This window comes from Pseudomonas sp. P4_C1 (assembly GCF_056402155.1).
Map to the genome: position 1 here is coordinate 119,215 of NZ_JBFUHY010000007.1, position 26,114 is coordinate 145,328.

At 60.7% G+C, this 26,114-nt stretch carries 18 protein-coding genes and 1 tRNA gene; 13 read left to right on the plus strand and 6 right to left on the minus strand.

The features are described 5' to 3' along the window. Window positions 1–203: 203 nt before the first annotated feature. From pnp to AC1DU9_RS07555, 3 genes are all read left to right on the plus strand, one after another. Window positions 204–2,309: a polyribonucleotide nucleotidyltransferase gene (gene pnp / locus AC1DU9_RS07545; RefSeq protein WP_223458600.1), complete on the plus strand. Its 2,106-nt coding sequence runs from the start codon at window positions 204–206 to the stop codon at window positions 2,307–2,309. A gap of 138 nt (window positions 2,310–2,447) precedes the next feature. Beyond that, a tRNA-Thr gene (locus AC1DU9_RS07550) sits at window positions 2,448–2,523 on the plus strand. A gap of 132 nt (window positions 2,524–2,655) precedes the next feature. After that, window positions 2,656–2,961: a DUF6388 family protein gene (locus tag AC1DU9_RS07555; RefSeq protein WP_223458602.1), complete on the plus strand. Its 306-nt coding sequence runs from the start codon at window positions 2,656–2,658 to the stop codon at window positions 2,959–2,961. A gap of 129 nt (window positions 2,962–3,090) precedes the next feature. Here the strand turns inward: AC1DU9_RS07555 and nadC are convergent, their stop codons facing one another. Then, window positions 3,091–3,939 carry a carboxylating nicotinate-nucleotide diphosphorylase gene (nadC, locus tag AC1DU9_RS07560; RefSeq protein WP_223458605.1) on the minus strand — a complete coding sequence of 283 codons (849 nt, stop codon included), beginning with the start codon at window positions 3,937–3,939 and terminating at the stop codon, window positions 3,091–3,093. Window positions 3,940–4,191: 252 nt separating this feature from the next. Between nadC and ampD the strand changes: the two genes are divergently transcribed. From ampD to AC1DU9_RS07580, 4 genes are all read left to right on the plus strand, one after another. After that, on the plus strand, window positions 4,192–4,752 hold the full coding sequence (ampD, locus tag AC1DU9_RS07565) for a 1,6-anhydro-N-acetylmuramyl-L-alanine amidase AmpD (protein WP_218429220.1): 561 nt from the start codon (window positions 4,192–4,194) through the stop codon (window positions 4,750–4,752). Next, window positions 4,749–5,585, plus strand: coding sequence for a regulatory signaling modulator protein AmpE (gene ampE / locus AC1DU9_RS07570; RefSeq protein ID WP_223458607.1), 837 nt, complete (start codon window positions 4,749–4,751; stop codon window positions 5,583–5,585). The genes ampD and ampE overlap by 4 nt, the downstream gene beginning before the upstream one ends. A gap of 1,523 nt (window positions 5,586–7,108) precedes the next feature. Next, window positions 7,109–7,813: a methyl-accepting chemotaxis protein gene (locus AC1DU9_RS07575; protein WP_411740699.1), complete on the plus strand. Its 705-nt coding sequence runs from the start codon at window positions 7,109–7,111 to the stop codon at window positions 7,811–7,813. A 157-nt stretch (window positions 7,814–7,970) separates the two neighbouring features. Next, entirely contained in the window at window positions 7,971–8,360 is a 390-nt protein-coding gene (locus AC1DU9_RS07580; RefSeq protein ID WP_223458611.1) for a hypothetical protein, read from the plus strand. Here the strand turns inward: AC1DU9_RS07580 and AC1DU9_RS07585 are convergent, their stop codons facing one another. Both AC1DU9_RS07585 and cra read right to left on the minus strand, forming a co-directional pair. Beyond that, window positions 8,361–9,137, minus strand: coding sequence for a TatD family hydrolase (locus tag AC1DU9_RS07585; RefSeq protein WP_223458613.1), 777 nt, complete (start codon window positions 9,135–9,137; stop codon window positions 8,361–8,363). Window positions 9,138–9,140: 3 nt separating this feature from the next. Continuing rightward, on the minus strand, window positions 9,141–10,136 hold the full coding sequence (gene cra, locus AC1DU9_RS07590) for a catabolite repressor/activator (RefSeq protein WP_223458615.1): 996 nt from the start codon (window positions 10,134–10,136) through the stop codon (window positions 9,141–9,143). 291 nt (window positions 10,137–10,427) lie between these two features. Here cra and ptsP point away from each other — a divergent pair, with 291 nt between their 5' ends. From ptsP to AC1DU9_RS07610, 4 genes are all read left to right on the plus strand, one after another. Then, a complete protein-coding gene (gene ptsP, locus AC1DU9_RS07595; RefSeq protein WP_223458617.1) occupies window positions 10,428–13,289 on the plus strand; it encodes a phosphoenolpyruvate--protein phosphotransferase in 2,862 nt (953 codons plus the stop codon). Beyond that, window positions 13,289–14,230, plus strand: coding sequence for a 1-phosphofructokinase (gene pfkB, locus AC1DU9_RS07600; protein WP_223458619.1), 942 nt, complete (start codon window positions 13,289–13,291; stop codon window positions 14,228–14,230). The genes ptsP and pfkB overlap by 1 nt, the downstream gene beginning before the upstream one ends. Before the next feature lie 11 nt (window positions 14,231–14,241). After that, complete coding sequence (locus AC1DU9_RS07605; protein ID WP_223458621.1) at window positions 14,242–15,981, plus strand: PTS fructose-like transporter subunit IIB; 1,740 nt, start codon at window positions 14,242–14,244, stop codon at window positions 15,979–15,981. An 87-nt stretch (window positions 15,982–16,068) separates the two neighbouring features. Then, window positions 16,069–17,610 carry an alkaline phosphatase D family protein gene (locus AC1DU9_RS07610; protein WP_223458624.1) on the plus strand — a complete coding sequence of 514 codons (1,542 nt, stop codon included), beginning with the start codon at window positions 16,069–16,071 and terminating at the stop codon, window positions 17,608–17,610. Window positions 17,611–17,744: 134 nt separating this feature from the next. On the opposite strand, the gene AC1DU9_RS07615 is transcribed toward AC1DU9_RS07610, so the two are convergent. Together AC1DU9_RS07615 and AC1DU9_RS07620 are read right to left on the minus strand one after the other, a co-directional pair. Next, window positions 17,745–20,273: a PepSY domain-containing protein gene (locus AC1DU9_RS07615; protein WP_477809973.1), complete on the minus strand. Its 2,529-nt coding sequence runs from the start codon at window positions 20,271–20,273 to the stop codon at window positions 17,745–17,747. 269 nt (window positions 20,274–20,542) lie between these two features. Further along, complete coding sequence (locus tag AC1DU9_RS07620; RefSeq protein ID WP_477809974.1) at window positions 20,543–22,885, minus strand: TonB-dependent receptor; 2,343 nt, start codon at window positions 22,883–22,885, stop codon at window positions 20,543–20,545. A gap of 207 nt (window positions 22,886–23,092) precedes the next feature. Between AC1DU9_RS07620 and AC1DU9_RS07625 the strand changes: the two genes are divergently transcribed. Both AC1DU9_RS07625 and AC1DU9_RS07630 read left to right on the plus strand, forming a co-directional pair. Continuing rightward, on the plus strand, window positions 23,093–23,773 hold the full coding sequence (locus tag AC1DU9_RS07625) for a Fe2+-dependent dioxygenase (protein WP_477809975.1): 681 nt from the start codon (window positions 23,093–23,095) through the stop codon (window positions 23,771–23,773). A gap of 30 nt (window positions 23,774–23,803) precedes the next feature. Continuing rightward, complete coding sequence (locus AC1DU9_RS07630) at window positions 23,804–24,532, plus strand: tetratricopeptide repeat protein (RefSeq protein WP_223458726.1); 729 nt, start codon at window positions 23,804–23,806, stop codon at window positions 24,530–24,532. 105 nt (window positions 24,533–24,637) lie between these two features. On the opposite strand, the gene AC1DU9_RS07635 is transcribed toward AC1DU9_RS07630, so the two are convergent. Further along, entirely contained in the window at window positions 24,638–25,801 is a 1,164-nt protein-coding gene (locus AC1DU9_RS07635) for a type III PLP-dependent enzyme (protein WP_095942382.1), read from the minus strand. Between the last annotated feature and the right edge of the window lie 313 nt (window positions 25,802–26,114).

The following is a 26,114-nucleotide window of genomic DNA, read 5'->3' on the forward strand; positions in this document are numbered from 1 at the left end:
GCGATTGCGCTAGAGGTTGGTTGTCTGTCGTACGTCAGTGGGTTTCCCGCCGGCGCATGGCAGGCTCCCAGCCTCAAGTTTTATCTGGATACCTGCTTTACCCGAGTAACACCTGGACAATCCAGTCGGGCCGACTCCCGGCGTTGCCCAAGAATTTCGCAAGAAACCAGTTCCCCCAAGAGCCACAAAGAAGGTAGGACACCGTGAACCCGGTAATCAAAAAATTCCAGTTCGGTCAGTCGACCGTTACCCTCGAGACTGGCCGTATCGCCCGTCAGGCCTCCGGCGCAGTATTGGTCACCGTTGACGACGACGTCAGCGTATTGGTGACCGTAGTCGGTGCAAAACAAGCCGATCCAGGCAAGGGCTTCTTCCCTCTGTCTGTTCACTACCAGGAAAAGACTTACGCTGCCGGCAAGATCCCTGGCGGTTTCTTCAAGCGCGAAGGCCGTCCTTCCGAGAAAGAAACCCTGACTTCCCGACTGATCGACCGTCCGATCCGTCCGCTGTTCCCGGAAGGCTTCATGAACGAAGTGCAGGTCGTCTGCACCGTCGTTTCCACCAGCAAGAAGACCGATCCGGACATCGCTGCGATGATCGGTACCTCGGCTGCCCTGGCTATCTCCGGCATTCCTTTTGATGGCCCGATCGGCGCTGCCCGCGTTGCCTTCCACGAAAGCACCGGCTACCTGCTGAACCCGACTTACGAGCAACAGGCAGCTTCCAGCCTGGACATGGTCGTTGCCGGTACTTCGGACGCCGTACTGATGGTTGAATCGGAAGCCAAAGAGCTGACCGAAGACCAGATGCTGGGCGCGGTACTGTTTGCTCACGACGAGTTCCAGGTTGTGATCAACGCCGTTAAAGAACTGGCCGCCGAAGCTGCCAAGCCAACCTGGACCTGGGCTCCTGCGCCAGAAGCCACCGAACTGCTGGCCGCTATCCGTGCCGAGTTCGGCGAAGCGATCTCCCAGGCCTACACCATCACCGTCAAGGCCGACCGTTACGCTCGCCTGGGCGAGTTGAAAGACCAGGTCGTTGCCAAGCTGTCCGGTGAAGAAGGCCAGCCTTCTTCCAGCGAAGTCAAAGCGGCTTTCGGCGAAATCGAATACCGTACCGTTCGCGAAAACATCGTCAACGGCAAGCCACGTATCGACGGTCGCGACACCAAGACTGTACGTCCGTTGAACATCGAAGTTGGTGTTCTGCCAAAAACCCACGGTTCGGCTCTGTTCACCCGTGGCGAAACCCAGGCTCTGGTAGTCGCAACGCTGGGTACTGCCCGTGATGCACAGCTGCTCGATACCCTGGAAGGCGAGAAGAAAGACCCGTTCATGCTGCACTACAACTTCCCTCCGTTCTCGGTAGGCGAGTGTGGTCGCATGGGTGGCGCTGGTCGTCGCGAAATCGGTCACGGCCGTCTGGCCCGTCGTTCGGTTTCGGCCATGCTGCCTGCCGCTGACGTGTTCCCGTACACCATCCGCGTGGTTTCGGAAATCACCGAATCCAACGGTTCGAGCTCGATGGCTTCCGTTTGCGGCGCTTCCCTGGCCCTGATGGACGCCGGTGTGCCGATGAAGGCGCCGGTCGCCGGTATCGCCATGGGTCTGGTTAAAGAAGGCGAGAAATTCGCCGTCCTGACCGACATCCTGGGTGACGAAGACCACCTGGGCGACATGGACTTCAAGGTAGCCGGTACCGCCAAAGGCGTCACTGCGCTGCAGATGGACATCAAGATCAAGGGCATCACCGAAGAAATCATGGAGATCGCTCTGGGCCAAGCCCTGGAAGCGCGCCTGAACATCCTCGGCCAGATGAACCAGATCATCGGCCAGTCGCGTACCGAACTGTCGGCCAACGCTCCGACCATGATCGCGATGAAAATCGACACCGACAAAATCCGTGATGTCATCGGTAAAGGCGGCGCGACCATTCGTGCGATCTGTGAAGAAACCAAGGCTTCGATCGACATCGAAGACGACGGTTCGATCAAGATCTTCGGTGAAACCAAGGAAGCGGCTGAAGCGGCACGTCAGCGCGTTCTGGGCATCACCGCTGAAGCCGAGATCGGCAAGATCTACGTTGGCAAGGTTGAACGCATCGTCGACTTCGGCGCATTCGTCAATATTCTGCCAGGCAAGGACGGTCTGGTTCACATCTCCATGCTGAGCGATGCTCGCGTCGAGAAAGTGACCGACATCCTGAAAGAAGGCCAGGAAGTGGAAGTACTGGTACTGGACGTGGACAACCGCGGCCGTATCAAGCTTTCCATCAAAGACGTGGCAGCAGCCAAGGCTTCGGGCGTTTAATCACGCCCCACGCCTGACCGCTTCAACGTTATAAAAAATGCCCCGCCGTGAAAACGGTGGGGCATTTTTTTGTCTGCAGGAAATTGAGACGTTCCGGAAGTTGCCTGCCCCTGAAGTCAGTGCTAGGTTTAGCCCACCGCCCGTGTAGCTCAGCCGGTAGAGCAGCGCACTCGTAACGCGAAGGTCGCAGGTTCGATTCCTGTCTCGGGCACCAGCAAGACTTGTTTTCAGATGATCCCGAATGGTTCTGAAGGCCAGACAAACCGCGCTTCATACGGTTTTTTGCGTCAGAGAGATCCTTGATGATCCAGATCCATCTTCCATTCCCCAGATCAACGAGAACGCCATGACAATAAAAGAATTGACCCAAGAAGCCAGACACGAAGAAGCGCTGAAGAAGTACGTGCTTGATAACCACGAACTAATGGACGAGATCAAGGACCTGAGTGCCGATGATCAGAAGGACCAGATTCAGTGGGCGTTCGAGGATGAAGCCGAAGCCCAGGGCCTGCAGCCGTGGGAGCTGACGCTCAAGTACACCTCAACGCCGGAAGAGTACGAAGCAGAACGCCTGAAGCTGCATAAAGAAGCTGCCGAGGTGTTGGGTGTCGGGTGGGAAGAGTACTGCGAGATGAACAATCTGGTGGTCTGACAATCATGTAGGAGCGAGCTTGCTCGCGATGGTCGTTAACGATAGCGCGTGTTTACTGGTTAAACGTGGCGCTCTCAGGTGCATCGCGAGCAAGCTCGCTCCTACAGTTTTGGCAATTCACACGTGGGATCAGAGACTCAGTCGCATCGACAGATCGACCGCCTTCACATCCTTGGTCATCGCACCGATCGAAATGTAATCCACCCCGGTCTGTGCAATCGGTAGCAACGTACTTTCGTTGATCCCGCCGCTGGCCTCCAGTTTGGCCTTGCCGGCATTCAGGCGCACGGCTTCGCGCATGTCGTCCAGGCTCAGTTCGTCGAGCATGATGATGTCGGCACCGGCCGTCAGCGCTTCTTTCAGTTCATCCAGGCTTTCCACTTCAATCTCGACCGGTTTTCCCGGAGCGATCTTGTGCGCGGCGGCGATGGCCTGCGCGATGCCGCCACTGGCGGCGATGTGGTTTTCCTTGATCAGGAAGGCGTCATACAGGCCGATGCGGTGGTTATGGCAACCGCCGCAGGTCACGGCGTACTTTTGCGCCAGGCGCAGCCCCGGCAGTGTTTTGCGGGTGTCGAGCAGCTTGACCTGAGTCTCGGCCACGAAGTCCGCCAGGTACTGCGCGCGGGTCGCCACGCCGGAGAGCAATTGCAGGAAGTTCAGGGCGCTGCGTTCGCCGGTCAGCAGTGAGCGCGCAGGGCCTTCGAGGTGGAACAGCACCTGATTGGGCGTCACCCGTTCACCGTCGGCAACCTGCCAGTGCACCGCCACCCGTGGGTCCAGTTGCAGGAACACGGCATCCACCCAGGCGGTGCCGCTGATGACGGCCGCGTCGCGGGTAATGATGGTGGCTTTGGCCAGGCGTTCGGCCGGGATCAACTGTGCGGTGATGTCGCCGCTGCCGATGTCTTCACGCAACGCACGGCGCACGTTGGCTTCGATTTCGGCGGTCAGATCGGCGAGACGTAGATTCGGCATAACGGACTCCACAAACAAAGTGGCTCGATTATAGGGCCATGGCAGCGACCAACCCAAGGCATCAGCGCGTTACATTGGTGCTGGCGCCTGCATTTGGTCGAATCCCTGTCGTAGTCGGCGTTGGCCGTCGATGCCGAGCAAACGCCTGTTTGAGTTCGGCAATCTCCAGCGCTTCAATCGCGGCAAGTGATCGCGCCCCAGGGGATTATCGCGGCATACTGTGCCAACACAGTCGACGTCGAAGGAATCGGTATGCAGTTGGACCCCGCGAGCGGTTGGATTCAGGGTGTGCATGTCTGCCCCTCACCCAACTTCAATGCGCGCCCCACAGGCGAAATTTCCCTGCTGGTGATCCACAACATCAGCCTGCCACCGGCGCAGTTCGCCACCGGCAAGGTGCAGGAGTTTTTCCAGAATCGTCTGGATGTCACCGAACATCCCTATTTTGAAGGGATCGCGGATTTGCGGGTGTCCGCGCACTTTCTGATCGAGCGTGACGGTACCGTCACCCAGTTCGTTTCATGCCTTGAGCGTGCGTGGCATGCGGGTGTTTCGAGCTTCGAGGGACGGGAAACCTGTAACGATTTTTCCGTGGGCATCGAACTGGAAGGCACGGATGATCTGCCGTTCACCGACGCGCAATACAGCGCGTTGACAGCCCTGACCCGCCAGTTGCAGCAGGCGTTCACGGCAATCACCACAGAGCGCATCTGCGGGCACAGCGACATTGCACCGGGGCGCAAAACCGATCCAGGGCCGGCGTTCGACTGGGCACGCTATCGTGCCGCCCTGGCACAAGAGGAAGGACGATGAGTTTTCTGGTGTTGCTGTTGGCGGTGTGGATCGAGAAGTTCTCGGCCTTGCGTCATCGGGTTCAGCGTGACAGGGGCTGGACACAGGAGCTGAACAAGCTTGAGGCCAGCCCGCGACTTTCTGGCCGACCCTGGCTGGTGTTGTCGGTACTGGTTTTGTTGCCGGTGGCGTTGCTGGGTTTGCTGTTGGTCGTCATCGAGCCGGTGGCCTACGGGTTGCTGGCGTTGCCGATTCATTTGCTGGTGGTGATTTACAGCCTGGGGCGCGGTGATCTGCTGGGCGATCTCGGGCCGTTCCGCGATGCCTGGCGTCGGGAGGACCTGCAAGCAGCGGCCCATGTCGCCAACCGCGATCTGGACATTTGCGCCGACAGTGGCGAGCAACTGCTGGAACAGGTCGAAGGGCATTTGCTGTGGGAGGCCTACCATAGTTTTTTCGCGGTGATTTTCTGGTACTTCCTGCTGGGGCCGGTCGCGGCGCTGAGCTATCGGTTGCTGGCGCTGGCCGAAGAACACGGGAAAAACCCGGCGGTGGTCGAACGCGCCGGGCAATTGCGTCACGCCTTCGACTGGGTGCCGGTGCGTCTGCTGGCGGCGAGCCTGGCATTGGTCGGCAATTTTGTCGCGGTCAGCCGGGTCATGCTGCATGAGCTACTGAACTGGAACATCAGCGCCACGCAATTGATCGTGAAAGTCGGGCTGGTGGCCGGTGAAATTCCGGCGCCGGTGGCTGGCGCAGAAGGTATCAACAACCTGGACCGCATCTGGGAACTGCTGCTGCGTGCCGCGGTGCTCTGGTATGCCGGATTTGCGTTGTGGACGGTTTTGCCTTAGCGCTGTCGTCAGAAATCAGAGCAAACCCCCTCGCCATAGGGCGATCACTTGTCCGAAGTGCTTCGCCCTGTCGTTAACCTTAAGTTACAAAACCCCCTGTCGATTTAAGTTATACAGAGATAGCGCCGAATAGTGGCTATCTGCTTTCTGTCTGCGCCCGCCAATAAAAAAAATAAGAAATTGAAGGGAGACATCCAGTGAAGAGCTTGCTCTATCCCGCTGTCGCACTGATGAACCGCCTGAGCTTCGGCATGAAGTTCAGCCTGATCAGCGTACTGTTCCTGGTGCCGATGCTGGTGACCAACTTCTATCTGGTACGTGACTCCTACCGAGAATTCCAGGGCACGCGCATCGAACTGCAAAGTCTCGACCTGTTGGGCAGTAGCCTGACGCTGCGGCGCGATCTGGAAACCCTGAACAACCTGGTGCAGATCAATGTCAGCCTCGGCCAGTCCGGCAAGGCCGGCAATGTCGAATCGAAAATCAGCACCCTTGAGCAGAATATTCTGACTCGCCTGCAAGGGCTGACGGCGATGACCAGCGACCCGGAACAGGTCGCGGTGTTTGATGGCAAACGCGATGAAATGATCGCCGCGTTCAAGGCCCAGCAAACGGAAAACTCCCTGCAAAGCAAAAGTGCCCTGATTGGCAAACTGGTCGGCAGCGCGCAGATTTTCAGCCAGCTCATCACCAGCCAGTCCGGCCTCAGTCGCGACAACCAGAGCGACATGCGCCAGTTGAGCGAGCTCGTCACCCTCGTAACGCCACGTGTCACCCAGATCCTGGGGGAAGGTCGGGCAATGGGGTCCTATTCGTTGGGGCAGGGTTTTATCAACTCGGCTTCGAGTACCCGTTTCGATGAGTTGCTGGCGCAGATTGAAAAACTCCAGAGCGAATATGGTCTGAAGTTGCAGGATGCCCTGGGTTCCAGCAAGGCTGCGCGCGAGACTTTGGCTGCGCAGGCCGAGGTCAGCCGGGCGTCGCTGAAAAAAGCCAGCGAGCTGTTCGAAGAACAAGTGGTCATGGCCGACACCCTCGATGCGCCGTGGCAGGGCTTTTACGATCAGGTCAGCGCCCTTATGGACCAGACCTACCAACTCAACGAAGCAACCCTGAAGTATCTGGGCCCGCAGTTGCAGCAACGCCTGGAACAGAACCGCACGCACATGGTTTTGCAGGCCGTGGCGCTGTCAGTCGTATTTGTGCTGATCTTTTATCTCTACGGCGCGTTCTATGCCTCGACCCGTACCACGCTCAAGCGCCTCGGAGCGGTGATGGACAAGGTGGCGGCCGGCGACATGACCGTGACCTTCAGCGCCCACAGCCGCGATGAGCTGGGGGAGCTGGGTGAGGTGTTCAACGGCACCGTGAAGAAGATCCATGACCTGATCGAGCGGGTGGGGCAGACCGTCAGCGAAGTCGAGCGTCAGGCCGGGCAAGTGGAAAACGTTTCCGCGCAAAGCAACCAGGCCGTCGCCGGGCAGCGCACGCAAATCGAACAAGTGGCCACGGCCATGAACCAGATGTCGGCCACTTCCCAGGAGGTGGCGCGCAGTGCCGCGGCGGCGGTGAGCAGTGCCCACAGTGTCAACGATGAGACCATCAGTGGTCGCGGCTTGGTGGAGTCGCAGCAAGGCAGTATTGCCGCGCTGGCCAGCGAGATCGATCAGTCGGTGCTGGTGATCAATCAACTGGCCAGCGACAGCCAGTCCATCAGCCGCGTGCTCGAAGTGATCAAGAGCATCGCCGAGCAGACCAATCTGCTGGCGCTCAATGCCGCCATCGAGGCCGCACGGGCCGGTGAGCAGGGCCGTGGTTTCGCCGTGGTAGCCGATGAAGTCCGGACCCTGGCCAAACGAACCCAGCAATCGACCGAAGAAATCGAGCAGATGATTGCCAGGCTTCATGGCGGAGTCGGCGCGGCGGTCAAGGCCATGGGCACCAGCCATGAAATGGCCAACGGCACGGTGGGGCAGTCGGAGAAGGTCCAGCGGGCGCTGGAAAACATCCTGGGCGCGGTTGGCATGATCGTCGACCAGAACCAGCAGATTGCCGCCGCCGTGGAGCAGCAAACCGCCGTGGCTCACGACATCGACCAGAACATCGTCGAGATCAATCGCGCCGGCGAGCGTACCGCTGAAGGTGCACATCAGACCGAAGATGCCAGCCGGGCGTTGTCGGCCCAGGTCATGGAGTTGAAACAGTTGATCAGTGCATTCAGGGTTTGAAAGTCTCCTCGCTCCCACAGGTTTGATGTACTGTGGGAAGGTTTCGTAATACTTTTTCCTTTTCCCGGTGAGAGTCCTCCTGATTCTTTCCGTGCGCTGGATTTTGGATGTCAATCAAGGAAGAGTTACGCGGCTTACTTCATGGAGGAACTTGGTTATGTCTGTTGCAATATCAGGAGTCCAGGGACGCTGTGCGCATTGTCAGCGCACATTGCTGCTTCAACCCTGGCAGCTCAACGCCATCGCGATCAATGAAGCGTTTGCCTGTGCCCACTGCCAGAAACACCTTCAGTTATGTTGTCCGGAGCAGATCAGGCGCTTCAAGTCCCTCGACTCTTTTTCGCTGTTGCGCGCCAGTCTGCGGATGATGGTCTGCATCACCTTGCTGGTGGCGTTGGTGATGGAGTGGTTGGGGATGCTCAGCGTCATCGAACAGCTGAATGCTTCGCTGATCGTCATATTCGTGTACTTCGCGGTGGTCCGTTATTTCCGCCGGCGCCAGCACTTGACGCTGATCCTGGAGGCCGCCAGGGCTCACGTCGACTGATTACCAGCCGAACACTTCGCAGCTGTTGGCGGTGCTGGCAGCCGCCAGTCGTTCCGGGCTGATTGCCATCCATTGCGCCAGTGCCGTGCAGATCGCCGGCAAGTGTGCCGGACTGTTGCGCTGGCCGGGGAACATGGCAGGGGCCATGTCCGGCGAGTCGGTTTCCAGCACCACCGAATCCAGTGGCAGTGCGCCGAGCACTCGGTGCATGCGCTGCGCCTGCGGCCAGGTCGGGGCGCCACCAAGGCCGAGCTTGAAACCGAGCTTGATGTATTCCCGCGCTTCTTCCTGGCTGCCGGCGAAGGCGTGGATGATGCCGGCCCGTTTCAAACGAAACCGTTTGAGCGTGGCAATCACCGCCGCATGGCTGCGCCGCACATGGATCAATGCCGGAAGATTGAAATCCACCGCCAGTTGTAATTGCGCCTCGAACAACGCCTGCTGGCGGTCGCGGTCCAGGGTTTCGATGAAGTAGTCCAGGCCGATCTCGCCTACCGCACACAGTTGCCGATGGCCGGCCAATCGAGTCAGCCAGTCACCGAGTTCGCTCAGGTGTTGCGGTCGATGATCATCCAGGTACACCGGGTGCAATCCGAACGCGGCGTGCAGATCGGGATCACTCTGCACCAACTCCCAGACCCGCTGCCAATTGGCCTGATAAACCCCCAGCACCACCATTCGCCGCACCCCGAGGGCGCGGCTTTCGGCCAGCAGCGCCTGGCGGTCGGCGTCGAAGTCCGGAAAATCCAGGTGGGTGTGGGTGTCGATCAGCTCCACGGTTCAGTCCTGGCGAATACGCTGCTTGAACGTGCGCGCGATGGCTTGCACGCCGGGCCGGTAATCCGACTGTTCGATGGCCGCCAGGGCCAGTGCAAGGGCCTTGTCGGCGATCAACTGGTGTTGCTGGGCCATGGCGTTGACCGGCAGCGGCAGGAAGTCCAGCAACTGGGTGTCACCGAATGTGCCGAGGCGCAGCGGACGGTTTTTCAGCGGGAAGTCGTGCAGCGCATCGAACACACCCTGAAGCAGCACGTAGGATGTGGTCACCAGGGCCTCGGGCAAATGGCCCAGGCGCTGCAGCAGCTCTTCCATCAATTGTTTGCCGCACTCGCGGCTGAAGGACTCGCCTTCTTCGATCAGCACCTCGCAGTCGAATCCGGTGAGGGCCTCTTTGAAGCCCGCGGCACGTTCCCGGCTGATGCTCAGCTCCGGGCGGGCGCCGATCAGTGCGATCTGCCTGGGCAGCGGCTCCAGCAGGCTGCGGGTCAGTTGCAGGCTGGCCTCACGATCGTCGCTGATCACCGAGCAGAAGTGCTCGGGTTCCATGACCCGGTCGATGGCGATGATCGGAATGCCCTTGGCCTGCAATTGGCGATAGCTGTCGTCGCCGGCCGGCAGGCAGCTGGCAACGATCAGTGCGTCGCAGCGCCGGGCGCGGAACAGTTGCAGCAATTGCCGTTCGCTGTCCGGTGCATCGTCGGAGCTGGCGATCAGCAACTGATAACCCCGGGCCCGCGCGCCTTGCTCCAGCAATTTGGCGATTCGCGCGTAACTGGGGTTTTCCAGATCCGGCAGAATGAACCCCAATGTGCGGGTGTGTCGGCTGCGCAAACCGGCGGCCTGTGGGTTAGGCGTGAAGCCATGCAGTTCGACGACCGCGCGCACGCGTTCGACGGTAGCGCTGCTGATGCGTTGTTGTTCGGCCTTGCCATTGATGACATAGCTGGCGGTGGTGACGGACACACCGGCCAACTGGGCGATATCACTGAGTTTCAACCCGCTGTTTCCTTGTTTTTTCGAGGTTGCCTCGACATTTTCGTCAATCCTAACCGATTCAGGCAGGCGACCATTGTCGTAACGCATCCGACAAGTTGGGCTTCAAGGATGGGACATTATCGAGTAACGTGCCATTCATTCTAGATTAAACGATTCAGCAAGCGTATTTTCTACGTTAATAGGTGCCTTTGGCCGGTTCTGCCGCGAAACCGCCAAAAGTGACGAACAAGCGCCTAAGCTGGCTCATTCAAAACAATACCTGGCGCCCCAAGGCGCCAAAAAGGAGAAAGCATGCTCGAGCTCACTGTAGAGCAGATATCCATGGGCCAGTCGGCTGTGGATAAATCCGCAGCGCTGCAACTGCTGGCCCGGCATCTGGTCGCCGACGGCCTGGTTACCGAGGGTTATCTCGCCGGATTGCAGGCGCGGGAAGCCCAGGGCTCGACCTTTCTTGGTCAAGGTATTGCGATCCCCCACGGTACGCCCGAAACCCGCGACCTGGTGTTCACCACCGGTGTGCGCCTGATGCAGTTCCCTGAAGGTGTGGACTGGGGCGATGGTCATATCGTTTACCTGGCGATCGGAATCGCTGCCAAATCCGATGAACATCTGCGCCTGTTGCAATTGCTGACCCGCGCCCTCGGCGAGACTGATCTGGGCCAGGCCCTGCGTCGCGCCGGTTCCGCCGAAGCATTGCTGAAGTTGCTGCAAGGCGCGCCACAGGAGCTGGCGCTGGATGCGCAGATGATCGGCCTCGGTGTGGCGGCCGAAGATTTCGAAGAGCTGGTCTGGCGCGGCGCTCGTCTGCTGCGGCAGGCCGACTGCGTGAGCAACGGTTTCTCCGCCGTGCTGCAGCAGGTTGAAGCGCTGCCCCTGGGCGATGGTCTGTGGTGGCTGCACAGCGAGCAAACGGTGAAGCGCCCGGGACTGGCCTTCGTCACCCCGGACAAACCGCTGCGCTATCTCGGCCAGCCACTCAATGGACTGTTCTGCCTGGCCAGCCTCGGTGAGGCCCATCAAGCGCTGCTCGAACGCCTGTGCGCGTTGTTGATCGAAGGGCGTGGCCATGAATTGGGGCGCGCCACCAGCAGCCGCAAAGTCCTCGAAGTGCTCGGTGGTGAAGTGCCCGCCGACTGGCCCAGTGCGCGTATTGTGTTGGCCAATGCCCACGGTTTGCATGCGCGGCCGGCGAAAATCCTCGCGCAACTGGCAAAGAGTTTTGAAGGTGACATCCGCGTGCGCATTGTCGATGGTCACGACAGCGCGGTGTCGGTAAAGAGTTTGAGCAAGTTGCTCAGCCTCGGCGCCCGTCGGGGGCAGGTTCTGGAAATCATTGCCGAACCGGGCATCGCGGCTGACGCGTTGCCGGCCCTGTTGGCGGCCATCGAAGAGGGCCTCGGTGAGGAAGTCGAACCGCTGCCGCCAGTAAGCCAGGCACGCGAAGTCGTTGCCGAGATGGCCGAAGTGGTCCTCGCCCCGGTGTCAGGCAGTGTGGTTCAGGCAATTGCCGCCGCGCCGGGGATCGCCATCGGCCCGGCGCATATTCAAGTGCTGCAAACCATCGATTACCCGTTGCGCGGCGAGTCCGCCGGCATCGAGCGTGAGCGCCTCCAGCAGGCACTGGCGCAGGTGCGCCGTGACATTCAGGGCTTGATCGAGCGCAGCAAAAGCAAGGCCATTCGCGAAATCTTCATCACTCACCAGGAGATGCTCGACGACCCGGAACTGACTGATGAGGTCGATGCGCGCCTCAAGCAGGGCGAAAGCGCCGAGGCGGCGTGGATGGCCGTAATTGAAGCGGCGGCCCGGCAGCAGGAAGCGTTGCAGGATGCCTTGCTCGCCGAGCGCGCAGCCGACTTGCGCGACATCGGGCGTCGGGTACTGATGCAACTCTGTGGCATCGAAACCCCAAGCGAACCGGATCAACCATACATTCTGGTGATGGACGAAGTCGGCCCGTCCGACGTCGCGCGTCTCGACCCCGCTCGCGTGGCCGGGATTCTCACCGCCCGGGGTGGTGCTACGGCGCACAGTGCGATTGTCGCCCGGGCCCTGGGTATTCCGGCACTGGTCGGCGCCGGCCCTGGCGTTTTGCTGCTGGCACCGGGCACGCCATTGCTGCTCGATGGCCAGCGTGGTCGTCTGCATGTGGACGCTGACGCGGCGACCTTGCAGCGCGCAACCGCCGAACGCGATACCCGCGAGCAGCGCTTGAAGGCGGCTGCTGAACGGCGCCATCAACCCGCGCTGACCACCGATGGCCACGCCGTCGAAGTGTTCGCCAACATTGGTGAAAGCGCTGGCGTGACCGGCGCGGTGGAGCAGGGCGCCGAAGGCATTGGCCTGTTGCGCACCGAACTGATCTTCATGGCCCACTCGCAAGCGCCCGACGAAGCGACCCAGGAAGTCGAGTACCGTCGCGTTCTCGACGGTCTGGCCGGGCGACCGCTGGTGGTGCGTACCCTCGATGTCGGTGGCGACAAACCGCTGCCGTACTGGCCGATTGCGAAGGAAGAAAACCCCTTCCTCGGCGTGCGCGGCATACGCCTGACCTTGCAGCGCCCGCAGGTCATGGAAGCGCAATTGCGCGCCTTGCTGCGGGCGGCCGACAACCGGCCGCTGCGGATCATGTTCCCGATGGTGGGCAGCGTCGACGAGTGGCGTCAGGCCCGTGACATGACCGAACGTTTGCGCCGGGAAATTCCGGTTGCCGACCTGCAACTGGGGATTATGATCGAAGTGCCGTCGGCGGCGTTGCTGGCGCCGGTGCTGGCCAAAGAGGTCGACTTTTTCAGCGTCGGTACCAACGACCTGACCCAATACACCCTGGCCATCGACCGTGGCCATCCGACGCTGTCGGCCCAGGCCGATGGCTTGCATCCGGCGGTGCTGCAACTGATCGACATCACCGTGCGCGCGGCCCATGCCCACGGCAAATGGGTCGGTGTGTGCGGCGAGCTGGCGGCTGACCCGCTGGCGGTGCCGGTGCTGGTCGGCCTCGGCGTGGACGAACTTAGCGTCGGCGCTCGCAGCATTGCCGAAGTCAAGGCGCGGATTCGCGAACTGGGCTTCACTCAGACTCAAACCCTTGCCCGACAGGCCTTGGCCGTGGGCAGCGCCAATGAAGTGCGCGCATTAGTGGAGGCCCTGTAATGGCCCGGATTCTCACCCTGACCCTCAACCCGGCGCTGGACCTGACCGTACAGTTGCCGCGCCTTGAAGCCGGCCAGGTCAACCGCAGCGATGTGATGCACACCCACGCCGCCGGCAAAGGCGTGAACGTGGCGCAAGTGCTGGCCGACCTTGGGCATCAGTTGACCGTCAGTGGTTTTCTTGGCGAAGACAACCTGCAAGCGTTCGAAGCGTTGTTCGCCAAACGCGGTTTTGTCGATGCGTTCATCCGCGTTCCCGGTGAAACCCGCAGCAACATCAAACTGGCGGAAAGCGACGGTCGCATTACCGACATCAATGGGCCGGGGCCGCAGGTCAGCGAGGCGGCGCAGCAGGCCTTGATTGATCGACTGGAGCAGATTGCCCCGGGTCACGATGCGGTGGTGGTTGCTGGTAGTTTGCCCCTGGGCGTTAGCGCGCAGTGGTTGCAGGCGTTGGTCCTGCGTTTGAAAAGCCTGGGGCTGCGCGTTGCCCTCGACACCAGCGGCGAGGCGTTGCGTGCGGCGCTGAAAGCGGGACCCTGGCTGATCAAACCCAACACTGAAGAGCTGGCCGAGGTGCTGGACTGCGAGGTTGTGTCGGTCAGTTCCCAGTCCATAGCGGCGGAGCGTTTGCACGCCCAGGGCATCGAACATGTGGTGATTTCTCATGGTGCCGAGGGTGTGAACTGGTTCAGCGTCGGTTCGGCACTGCATGCCACTCCGCCCAAGGTCAGCGTCGCCAGTACGGTGGGCGCGGGTGATTCGTTGCTGGCGGGGATGCTCCACGGTTTGCTCAGTGCCGATACGCCGGAGCAGACCTTACGCACCGCCACGGCGATTGCCGCGATGGCAGTGACCCAGATCGGTTTCGGCATTGGCGATGCAGCGCAATTGGCGCAGCTCGAACAGGGTGTGCGCGTGCGTCCCCTGACAGAACAATAAGAGGGTTTGTCATGAAATTAGCCATCGTTACGGCCTGCCCGAACGGCATGGTCACCAGTGTGCTGTGTGCCCGGCTGCTCGATGCCGCGGCTCAGCGTCAGGGCTGGAGCACCAGTGTCGAAATCACCGATGCCGCGCATCCCGAAAAACAACTGTCGGCGGCCACTCTCGATGCGGCCGAGTGGGTGCTGCTGGTGAGCAGCGCGCCGGTGGACATGTCGCGGTTTGTCGGTAAGCGGCTGTTCCAGAGCACCCCGGCCCAGGCCCTGCAAGACGTGGAAGCCGTGTTGCGGCGTGGAGCGCAGGACGCTCAGGTTTATGTTGCTGACGAAGCCGTCGTCGAACCTGTGACGGTGGCTAAAAACGCGCCGCGACTGGTGGCCGTCACCGCGTGCCCGACGGGTGTCGCTCACACGTTCATGGCTGCCGAGGCCTTGCAGCAAGCGGCCAAACGCCTGGGCTATGACCTGCAAGTGGAAACCCAGGGTTCGGTCGGTGCGCGCAATCCATTGAGCGCGCAAGCGATCGCCGAGGCCGATGTGGTGCTGCTGGCGGCTGATATCGAAGTCGCCACCGAGCGTTTCGCCGGCAAGAAAATCTATCGCTGTGGCACCGGTATCGCTCTCAAGCAAGCTGAAGCGACTTTGAAAAAGGCCTTGGCCGAAGGCCAGCAGGAAAGCGCTTCGAGCAGCGCCAAGGGCCCAGCCAAATCAGAGAAAACCGGTGTCTATAAACACCTGCTGACCGGTGTGTCATTCATGTTGCCGATGGTGGTGGCCGGCGGCTTGATGATCGCCTTGTCGTTCGTATTTGGCATCACCGCATTCAAGGAGCAGGGCACGCTGGCGGCGGCGTTGATGCAGATCGGTGGCGACACCGCGTTCAAGCTGATGGTGCCGCTGCTGGCAGGCTATATCGCCTATTCCATCGCTGACCGTCCGGGCCTCGCGCCGGGGATGATCGGCGGTCTGCTGGCGAGCACCCTGGGCGCCGGTTTCATCGGCGGGATCATTGCCGGTTTTCTGGCCGGTTATGCGGCCAAGGCGATCAACCGTTATGCGCGATTGCCGCAAAGTCTTGAGGCGCTGAAGCCGATCCTGATCATTCCGTTGCTGGCGAGTCTGTTCACCGGTCTGGTGATGATCTACGTGGTCGGTAAACCGGTCGCCGGGATGCTTGCCGGGCTCACGCATTTCCTCGACAGCATGGGCACCACCAACGCGATTCTGCTGGGTGTATTGCTGGGTGGCATGATGTGCGTCGACCTCGGCGGGCCGATCAACAAGGCGGCCTATGCGTTCTCGGTGGGCTTGCTGGCGTCGCAGAGCTACGCGCCGATGGCGGCGACCATGGCGGCCGGCATGGTGCCGCCGATCGGTCTGGGCATCGCCACATTCATTGCGCGGCGCAAGTTCGCCCAGACCGAACGCGAAGCCGGTAAAGCGGCGCTGGTGCTGGGGCTGTGCTTCATCTCCGAAGGGGCGATTCCGTTTGCGGCGAAAGACCCGCTGCGGGTGATTCCGGCGAGCATCGCCGGCGGTGCGCTGACCGGTGCGCTGTCGATGTATTTCGGCTGCAAACTGATGGCGCCCCACGGTGGGTTTTTCGTGCTGGCGATCCCGAATGCAATCAACCATGCGCTGCTTTACTTGTTGGCGATTGTGGCGGGGAGCCTGTTGACGGCGGTGGTGTATGCGCTGGTGAAGCGGCCGGAGGTGGTGGAGTTGGCGGTAGAGCCCGTCACAGCCTGACACCTGCCCCTGTGGTGTTGGGAAGATTTGTGTCATGCCAGGGTCATAGGTCCATGCTTTAGTTTTTCCTTTTTCAGGGAGAACACCATGAGCGATTTCAACCTCGGGCGTCGTCGTGTGATGCAAGCGGTCGGCGCCGGGTTGTTGTTGCCAGGGCTGGCGCCGGCGGTGATCGCTTCGGTCAAGGATCGGCCGCAACTCACCGACGGTGTGCAGTCCGGCGACCTGCTGGGCGACCGGGCGATCATCTGGAGCCGCTGCGACCGCCCCGCACGGATGGTGGTGGAGTGGGACACTCGCAGCCTGTTTCCCAACCCTCGGCGATTCGTCTCGCCCCTGGCCGATGCGCGCACCGATTTCACCGCCCGGGTCGAACTCACCGGGCTGCCTGCCGGCCAGGCGATTTTCTACCGTGTGCAGTTTGAAGACGCCCAGAGCGGCGTTGCCAGCGAGCCCTGGTTCGGTCACTTGCGCAGCGTGCCACAGACCCGGCGCGACCTCCGTTTTGTCTGGAGTGGCGACACCGTCGGCCAGGGTTTCGGCATCAACCCGGACATTGGCGGTATGCGGATCTACGAGGCGATGCGCCGGCGTCTGCCGGACTTTTTTATCCACAGCGGCGACACCATTTACGCCGACAGCCCGATACCGGCGCAGCTCACCACAGAAGGCGGACGGGTGTGGCGCAACATCACTACCGAGGCCAAGAGCAAAGTCGCCGAGACCCTCGATGAGTACCGTGGCAATTACCGCTACAACCTGATGGACGAAAACATCCGTCGTTTCAATGCCGAGGTCCCGCAGATCTGGCAGTGGGACGACCACGAAGTGGTGAACAACTGGTCGCCGGGCAAGCAGCTGGATGCGCGTTACCAGAGCAAAGATATCCACAGCCTGGTGGGCCGCGCACGCCAGGCCTGGCTCGAATACGCGCCGATGCGTTTGCAGAGCGCCGATGGCGGCGGGCGGATCTATCGCAAGCTCGGTTACGGTCCGCTGCTCGATGTGTTCGTGCTGGACATGCGCAGCTATCGCGGGGCCAACGATGACAATCTGGGCGCTGCAAAACCCTTCCTCGGTCGTGAGCAACTGGACTGGCTCAAGCGCGAACTGCAGGCCTCGAACGCGCAATGGAAAGTGATCGCCGCCGACATGCCCATTGGCCTCGGCGTGCCCGACGGCGAGGTCAGCCCCGGTGTCGCGCGCTGGGAAGCCGTGGCCAACGGTGACCCCGGCCCGGCCCAGGGGCGTGAACTGGAAATCGCCGAACTGCTCGGTTTCCTGCGGGCGCAGCAGGTGCGCAATTTCCTGTTCCTGACCGCGGATGTGCACTACTGCGCCGCCCATCATTACCACCCGGATCGGGCGGCGTTTCAGGACTTCGAACCGTTCTGGGAGTTCGTCGCCGGGCCCTTGAATGCCGGCAGTTTCGGGCCTAATCCGCTAGATAAGACCTTTGGCCCGGAAGCGGTATTCGAGAAGGCGCCGCCCGCGCAGAACGTCTCGCCGTTTGCCGGGTTTCAGTTTTTTGGCGAGGTGAATATCGATGGGCAAACGGGGGAGTTGAGCGTGGTGTTGCGGGATCTGGACGGGGTGTCTGTATTCGAGCAGAAGTTGCAGCCGGTTTGACCGACACATCCCCCCCTGTGGGAGCGAGCTTGCTCGCGATGGCGTCATCACTTTCAACGGTGATGTCGCCTGACACTCCGCTATCGTCGGAACGCCGCCCGGAGCAAGCTCGCTCCCACAGGGAACTCAGTGAATCAGTACACGTCTCGGCGGTAGCGGCCCTGTTCGATCAGGCGCTCCACTTCGGCGGCGCCCAGCACCTCGTTGAGCACCTGGTCCACGCCCGAAGCCATGCCTTGAAGGCTGCCACAGATGTAGATTACCGCACCGTCCGCCAGCCACTTCTTGAGCTCGGCTGCCGATTCACGCAGGCGATCCTGTACGTAAATCTTTTCGGCCTGATCGCGGGAAAACGCCAGGTCGAGGCGCGCCAGATCACCATTGATCAGCCACTCTTCCAGCTCCTTTCGGCACAGGTAGTCGTGCTCGCGATGGCGCTCGCCAAACATCAGCCAGTGACGTTGCTGACCGTCGGCAATCCGCGCCTTGAGCAGGCTGCGCAATCCGGCCAGCCCCGTGCCATTGCCCAGCAGGATCATCGGCACCGGCTGCGACGGCAGATGGAAACCGCTGTTGCGCCGTACGCGCAGGCTGATGGAGCTGCCTACAGGCGCGTGTTCGGTCAACCAGCCGGAACCGACGCCGAGGTTGCCGTCGGCATACACTTCCTGACGCACGATCAATTCCAGCACGCCATCGGCCGGGATCGACGCAATGGAGTACTCGCGCATGGCCAACGGCACGAGTGCCTCTGCCAGCGCCTGCGCGTGCAGGCCGACCAGATGGGCGCGGTTCTCCGGTAACTGGCGGCTGGCCAGGGCCTGTTCGAGGTTTTCCTCCAGGCCATTGAGCTGCACCTTGGTCTCACCGTGAATCCCCAGGCCGTCGAGGAAATGCTCGATGGCCCATGGGCAATTGCGCGGCAATACTTCCACCAGGTCGCCCGCCAGCCAGCTGCTGGTGGTCGGGGCAATGAGGCCCAGCAAGTACACAGGGGATCCGCTGCTGTCCGGGTTGAGCAGTTCACGGCGGGCCAGGGTCCAGTTGTCATAGCTGGGCGCTTGCCAGGTGTCGACGGGCGTGTGGCCGGACAACAGGCCCAGTTGCTGTTGCCAGTGACGCAAGGCGTAAGGGTCACCGCTGTCGACCTCCACCGGCGTGAACAGGGTCTTGCCGCCATGTTCACCGAGCCAGGTGTGCAGGCGTTTGGCGAAACCGCAGAAGTGTTGATACTGCCGGTCACCGAGGCCGAGGATCGCGTAGTTCAGGCGTTCCAGGCTTGGCGTGCGGCCCAGCACCTTGCGTTCGAAACCTCTGGCGCTGTCCGGCGCTTCGCCGTCACCGAAGGTGCTGACGACGAACAGTGCGTTGCTCGAGTCTCGCAAATCCTGCTCGCTGACGTCCGCCAACGGTTGCACCTTCACCGGTAGCCCTGCGGCCTGCAATTGTCCGGCGGTCTGCCAGGCCAATTGCTCGGCAAACCCGCTCTGGCTGGCGAAACCGATCAGCCATGCCGGCGCATCGTTACCCGGTTGTACAAGGCCTTGGCGAGCGTCCTTGATCTGGCGTTTTTTGCGTCGACGATCCAGGTACAGCAACCAGCCGGTGACGAAGAACAGCGGCATGCTCAGCGCGGTGAGGGTCAGGATGATCCGACCGACGATGCCGAAGTAACTGCCGACGTGCAGCGCATAAATGCTGGTCAGTAGTTGCGCCTTGAGGCTCTTGTCGCTGTAGCGGTCAACCCGTTTGACCACGCCGGTGGCCGGGTCGAGGGTGATCTGGTTCAAGGCGCGGTTGTGAGGCGAGGTTTTCAGCAGGAAAAAAACGGTCGCTGGTTGGCCGGCCACGGGCGGCATGCGCACGTTATAAGAACTGAGTTGCGGACCGGCCGTGCTGTAGATGCTGCTCCACATCGCCGCGTAATCGGCTGTCGGTGCCGGACCGCTTGGCGCTGGGCCACGTCCGGCGCGAACGCGCTCGTTCTGCGGTGAGTCGGAGAGCAACCGGGTCAGGCCTTTGTTGTACCACTCGTAGGACCAGGACAACCCGGTCAGCGCCGCCAGGAGGTAAAACACCAGGCACCAGGTGCCGGCCACCGAGTGCAGGTCCCAGTTGAAGCTGCGGCCCTTTTTCTTCCAGTCCAGGGTCAGCCAGGCGCGCCAGCTTTTCCACTGGCGAGGCCAGCGCAGGTACAGGCCGGACAGGCAGAAGAACACCAGAATCAACGTGCACGCACCGGTGATTTGCCGACCCGTGTCGCCCATGGCGAGGAAGCGGTGCAGTTGCAGCATCAGGCCGAAGAAGTCCTGGCCGGTGGCGTCGCCCAGGAACTCGGCGGTGTACGGATCGAAGTAGCGCATCTCGCCACGGCGTTCACCCGGTGGTGGGGTGAACCACACTTTGGCGGCATTGCCGCTGTCGGTTTCCACCGTGAGCATCGAGACTTTTTTGCCCGATGCGGCTTCGATGTGCTCCACCAGTTCGGCGGGCGGCAGCACACCGGCGACCTGTTTCTCGACCTGCAACACGGAAGGGTTGAGCACACTCAGGATTTCATCCTGAAACGACACCGTCGCCCCGGTGATGCCCATCAGGGCCAGGACCAGCCCGGCGCTGATGCCGAAAAACCAGTGCAACTGGAACAGGGTTTTCTTCAACACGTCGCTCGCCTTGTTCGTTCAAATTGATTCATCACGGTGTGCATTATGCCGTGGGGTTGTCGAGAAGCATTCTTTTTTACGCACAAAGGCCCCGTTCATGTGGGTGAACGGGGCCTTGCCTGATTTCAGCCTTCACCCTCTCCTGTGGGAGCGAGCTTGCTCCGGGCGGCGATCCGACGATAGCGGTGTGTCGGTCAACATAAATGTTGAATGTGGCGACGTCATCGCGAGCAAGCTCGCTCCCACAGGGATTGCAGTGTGAGTGGCAATCAGAAGTGGAAGTTGGTGCTCAGCAAAGCGGTACGACCGGCCGCCTGGTTGGCGAAGTGAGTCGAGAACGCCTTGTCGTAATAGGTTTCGTCGGTCAGGTTCTGCACGTTCAGTTGCAGGTCGACGTTTTTGCTCAGCTTGTAGGCTGCCATCGCGTCGTAACGAACGTAGGAATCAACCATGGTGGTGTTGGCTGCACTGCCGAACACGTCATCGACATAGAACGCACCGCCACCGATGGTCAGCCTTGGCGTGACCTGATAGGTCGTCCACAGGCTGGCGCTGTTTTTCGGCGTGTTAGGCAACTCGTTGCCATCGTTGGCTTTGTTTGCCGGCAGGTCACCGCCATCGACTTGCTCGCTGTCCATGTAGGCGTAGCCGGCGAAGACTTGCCATTTGTCGGTGAGCTTGCCGCTGGCCGACAGTTCGACACCCTGAACGCGGGTTTTACCGACGTTTTCGAAGGTGGTGGTGTTGGTCTGCACACGAGCGTTGTCTTTCTCGGTGCGGAAGATATCGGCGGTCAACGACAGGCGATCGTTCAGCAGGTCCCACTTGGTACCGATTTCGTAGTTCTTGGTGGTTTCCGGCTCCATGTCGCTGCTCAGCAGGTTGCCGTTGCGATCGGTGGTGCCGCCCAGCGGGTTACCGTCCATGCCTTCACCCAGAGTGTTGCCCGGTGGGGTGGCGGATGTTGCGTAGGAGGCATAGATGCTGCCGTTTTCCGCTGGCTTGTAGACCACGCCGAACTGGCCAGTGACGAATTCGCTGGTGTCCTTGCCTTTGGCGGCGGTGCCTTTGGTCACGACGGTGGCGCCGGAACCGTCAAAGGTGCGGTACTGGGTATTGAAATGGTCATACCGCAGGCCCATGTTCACCAGCCACTGCTCGGACAACGTCAGGGTGTCGAACACGTACAGCGCGTAGGTGTCGGCCTTGGTGTTGGTGCCGGCGTAGTTGCGCGAGATGGCGCCGTTCCACGGATCATTCTGGTTCGGGTTGGACAGCGAGGTGCAGTTGAAGCCGCTTGGCGCGCCGATCAGGGCCGGCGAGCAGTTGGTGGTCACCGCTGCCGTTCCCGGGGTGGTGTCCGTGTTGACGTTGTACGAGGACTTTTCGCTTTCCTCGTGGGTGTATTCGACACCGGTGGCGAAGCTGTTCTTGAACCCGGCGATATAGACATCACCAAACAGGTCGGTCTGGTTGGTGGTGGTCTCGGTGTTGCTCACGCGGGTGTTCGCGCGACGCCAGACGCTGCCGTTGTTGACGTTGCCTTTACTGTCGTCCGGCTGAGTCAGGATGTAATCCTGCATGCTGGTGCCGTGACGCAGGGTGTTCTTGATGGTCAGCGAGTCGCTCAGGTCGTGCTCGATGGCGAAGGTCGCCGTGTCGGTGCGGGTCTTGCGGAAGTCGCGGTCGTTCAGACCATACCAGTTGCTGCTGTTGCCACCGTCATTCGGCTTGTCCGGGTTGGCCTTGGTACGGGCAGCCGAGCCTGCCGTCGGGATGGAGTAAGGAATGCCCGAATCTGGCGTGTCGTTGCTTTCGAGGTGGTAGTAGTCGAGGTTGACGCGAGTGTCCGTGCCCAGGCCGAAGGCCAGGGACGGTGCCACACCCCAGCGGTCATAGTCGATGCTTTGACGGCCGGCGACGTTGCTCTCGTGGCTCAGCAGGTTCAGACGGCCAGCGGCGGTGTCGGTGAACTGGTAGTTGCCGTCGAAGGTGTAGCGCTGGGTCTGGTCGGAGCCCCAGGTGAAACCACCGTCGAGTGAATCGCCCAGGTGCGCTTTCTTGCTGACCAGGTTGATGCTGCCGCCGGCTGCGCCACGGCCGCCGATCGCGGAGTTCGGGCCTTTGCTGACTTCGATCGATTCAACGGCGAAGATCTCGCGGCTCTGGGAACCGRTATCGCGCACGCCGTCCAGGTAAGTGTCGCCCTGGGCGTCGAAGCCGCGGATGAACGGACGGTCGCCCTGCGGGTTGCCGCCTTCACCGGCACCGAAGGTGATGCCTGGAACGGTGCGTAGCGCGTCCTGCAAGTTGAGCGAACCGGTGTCTTTCAGAACCTGCTGCGGAACAACGGTCACCGAGCGCGGCGTGTCGATCAGCGGCGCGGTGTACTTGGGGGAGGAGGCTTTCTCGACGTTGTAGGTCGTCTCGTCCTGGGCTTCACCGGTGATGGCGGTGGCGCCCAGCGAAATCACTTTGTCCGGTGCTTTTTCGTCGGTTTTTTCCGCCGCGAAAACCATGTGGCCCGCGGAGCCGGCAGTAATCGCCATGCCGATGGCGGATGCGAGCAGACGTGGTGAACTGACCGGTACTTGTGGCTGTTGACGTGACATTTGAATTCCCCTCCCCAAGGATTTGAGGCGGCGGAATATAGGGTAAACAGGTATTTGTAACAATTGCGAAATATTACTATTCGCACTTAATTTACATTCTTTACAATTTACCCTTACGGTTTTTGCTGACTCACCCGTCAGATGTGTTTTACACAGGCAATAAGAATCAATACCATTGGCGTCCCTTTGGTTTCAGGCGCCTTTGTCATGCTGCTGCACATTCCCGCCCTGTTCGAAAAAGACGAGGTGCAGCGCATTCGCGAGGCTCTGGAACAAGCCGATTGGGCGGATGGCAAGATCACCGCCGGCTACCAGTCGGCCAAGGCCAAGCACAATTTGCAGTTGCCGGAAGGCCATCCGCTGGCCAAGGAGATCGGCGCGGCGATGCTGGAACGGCTGTGGAAAAATCCGCTGTTCATGTCGGCTGCGCTACCGCACAAAGTCTTTCCTCCGTTGCTGAACTGTTACACCGCCGGTGACAGTTTCGACTTCCACATCGACAATGCGGTGCGTCAGCCCAAAGGCAGTATCGAACGGGTACGCACAGACTTGTCCGCCACGCTGTTCTTCAGCGAGCCCGAGGATTACGACGGCGGCGAGCTGGAAATCCAGGACACCTTCGGCACCCAACGGGTGAAGCTGCCTGCCGGTGACATGGTGCTGTACCCCGGCACCAGCCTGCACAAGGTCAATGCGGTGACGCGCGGAACGCGACTTGCCTCGTTTTTCTGGACGCAAAGCCTGGTGCGCGAAGACAGCCAGCGCGCCCTGTTGTTCGAGATGGACGGGGCGATTCAGCAACTGACCCGCGATGTGCCCGATCATCCATCGCTGATCCGCCTCACTGGCACGTATCACAACCTTCTGCGTCGCTGGGTCGAGGTGTAAGTGGCGGATTTTCGTTTACGCCGCGAGGAAATGCTCGACGGTGAGCGCCTGCGCGCGATGCTCGACGAAAGCCCGGCCCGCGCGGCCCAGGCCATCCTGATTGCCGCACGAGAAGGAGAGGTCGAGGCTCAGGCCTTGCTCGGGCAGATTCTGCTCGATGGCCAAGGGATCGCCCAGGACCAACCGCTGGCGCTGAGCTGGTTCGGCATCGCCGCGCGCCAGGGGCATGTGATGGCGCGCAACATGCTCGGCCGTTGTCATGAGCATGGTTGGGGCTGTGCTGCCGATGCATCGCTAGCAGCCAGGCATTACCGACTTGCCGCCACTGCAGGGCTGGATTGGGCGATGTACAACTACGCCAATCTGCTGGCGACCGGTCGCGGGGTGGTTGAGGATCAGCTTCAAGCACTGAGTCTCTATCGCCGTGCGGCTGAGTTGGGCCATGCAAAATCGATGAATCTGTTGGGGCGGTATCTGGAAGAAGGGCGGGTCTGTCCGGCGGATCCGGCAGCGGCTCGTAACTGGTATCGACGTTCGGCCGAGGGCGGGGATTTTCGCGGGCAGTTCAGCTTTGCAGCCGTACTGACTGACGAAAGGGATATCGAAAATGCATTGGTCTGGCTGCGCAAGGCATTGGCCGATGGCAACCTGAATTTTTTGCGAGTGGCCTGTAAGGCATTGTCAGCCGCCAATGATCCACAGATTCAGGCGATGGCTGTGGATTACAAACAACGTACTGAACAGCTGCAAACTCTGTAGGAGCGAGCTTGCTCGCGATGGTCGTTAACGATAACGCGTGCTTTCTGGATGCCCGCGTCGCCCTCAGGTCCATCGCGAGCAAGCTCGCTCCTACAGTGGTGAGTGTTAAACGTAGAACGACTTCAGCGGCGGGAAGCCATTGAACTCGACGGCGCTGTAGCTGGTGGTGTACGCACCGGTCGACAGCCAGTACAGGCGATCACCGATGGCCAGGTTCAGTGGCAGGCCGTACTTGTAGTTCTCGTACATGATGTCGGCGCTGTCGCAGGTAGGGCCGGCGATGACCACTTCTTCCATCTCGCCCTTTTTCTCGGTCCAGATCGGGAACTTGATGGCTTCGTCCATGGTTTCGATCAGGCCGGAGAACTTGCCCACATCCGTGTACACCCAACGCTCGACGGCGGTGCGGGATTTACGCGCGACCAGCACCACTTCGCTGACCAGGATACCGGCGTTGGCGATCAACGAACGGCCCGGCTCCAGGATGATTTCCGGCAGGTCGTCACCGAAGTCTTCCTTCAGGAAGCGGATGATTTCTTCAGCGTAGGTTTCCAGGCTGTTGGTGCGGGTGATGTAGTTGGCCGGGAAGCCACCACCCATGTTGATCAGCTTCAGGTGGATGCCGTCTTCTTCCTTCAGGCGTTCGAAGATCACTTTGACCTTGGCGATCGCCGCGTCCCAGACGCTGATGTCACGCTGTTGCGAGCCAACGTGGAACGAGATGCCGTAAGGCACCAGGCCCAAGTCGCGGGCGAGGATCAGCAGGTCCATGGCCATATCGGTCTGGCAGCCGAATTTGCGCGACAGTGGCCAGTCGGCGGTGGTCGAGCCTTCGGTCAGGATGCGTACATAAACTTTTGCACCCGGTGCGGCCTTGGCGATGTTGCGCAGGTCGGCTTCGGAGTCGGTGGCGAACAGACGCACGCCCTTCTCGTAGAAGTAGCGGATGTCCTTGGATTTCTTGATGGTGTTGCCGTAGCTGATGTGGTCGGCGCTGACGCCGCGATCGAGCACCTTGTCCAGTTCGTAGATCGAGGCGATGTCGAAGCTCGAGCCTTTCTCTTTGAGCAGGTCGATGATTTCCACGGCCGGGTTGGCCTTGACCGCGTAGTAGACCTTGGCGAATTCGAAACCGGCGCGCAGGTCGTCATAGGCCTGGCTGATCATCGCGGTGTCGATCACCACGAACGGGGTTTCCTGTTTGTCGGCGAACGCCTTCATTTTCTGAAAGGTTTCACGCGCGAAATAGTCTTCGACCTGGATCGACATACTTGGGAGCTCCTAGTGGCAAACGTAGTTAATCAATGGGTGCAAATGAACGTCCTCCGTATCCCCACTTTGGTTCGCCTACTTCCCAAGGCATGTCGCCGAAAGCAAAAAGGCCATGGGAAGTGCAGCTTTCCCTTGGCCTTGCTGTCTCGTCGTCAGTACTTGAGCCGGATGGATCGTTTCCAGCATGGACGTTCGGCGCGAACTTTAGGGCGTGAGGGGCTTGAGATCAACAAAAAATGTCGCGTTTTTGCACTCTTCTGACGCGCGTTACGGGCATCACTCTTTGTAACCGACACAGATGACAGTCGGA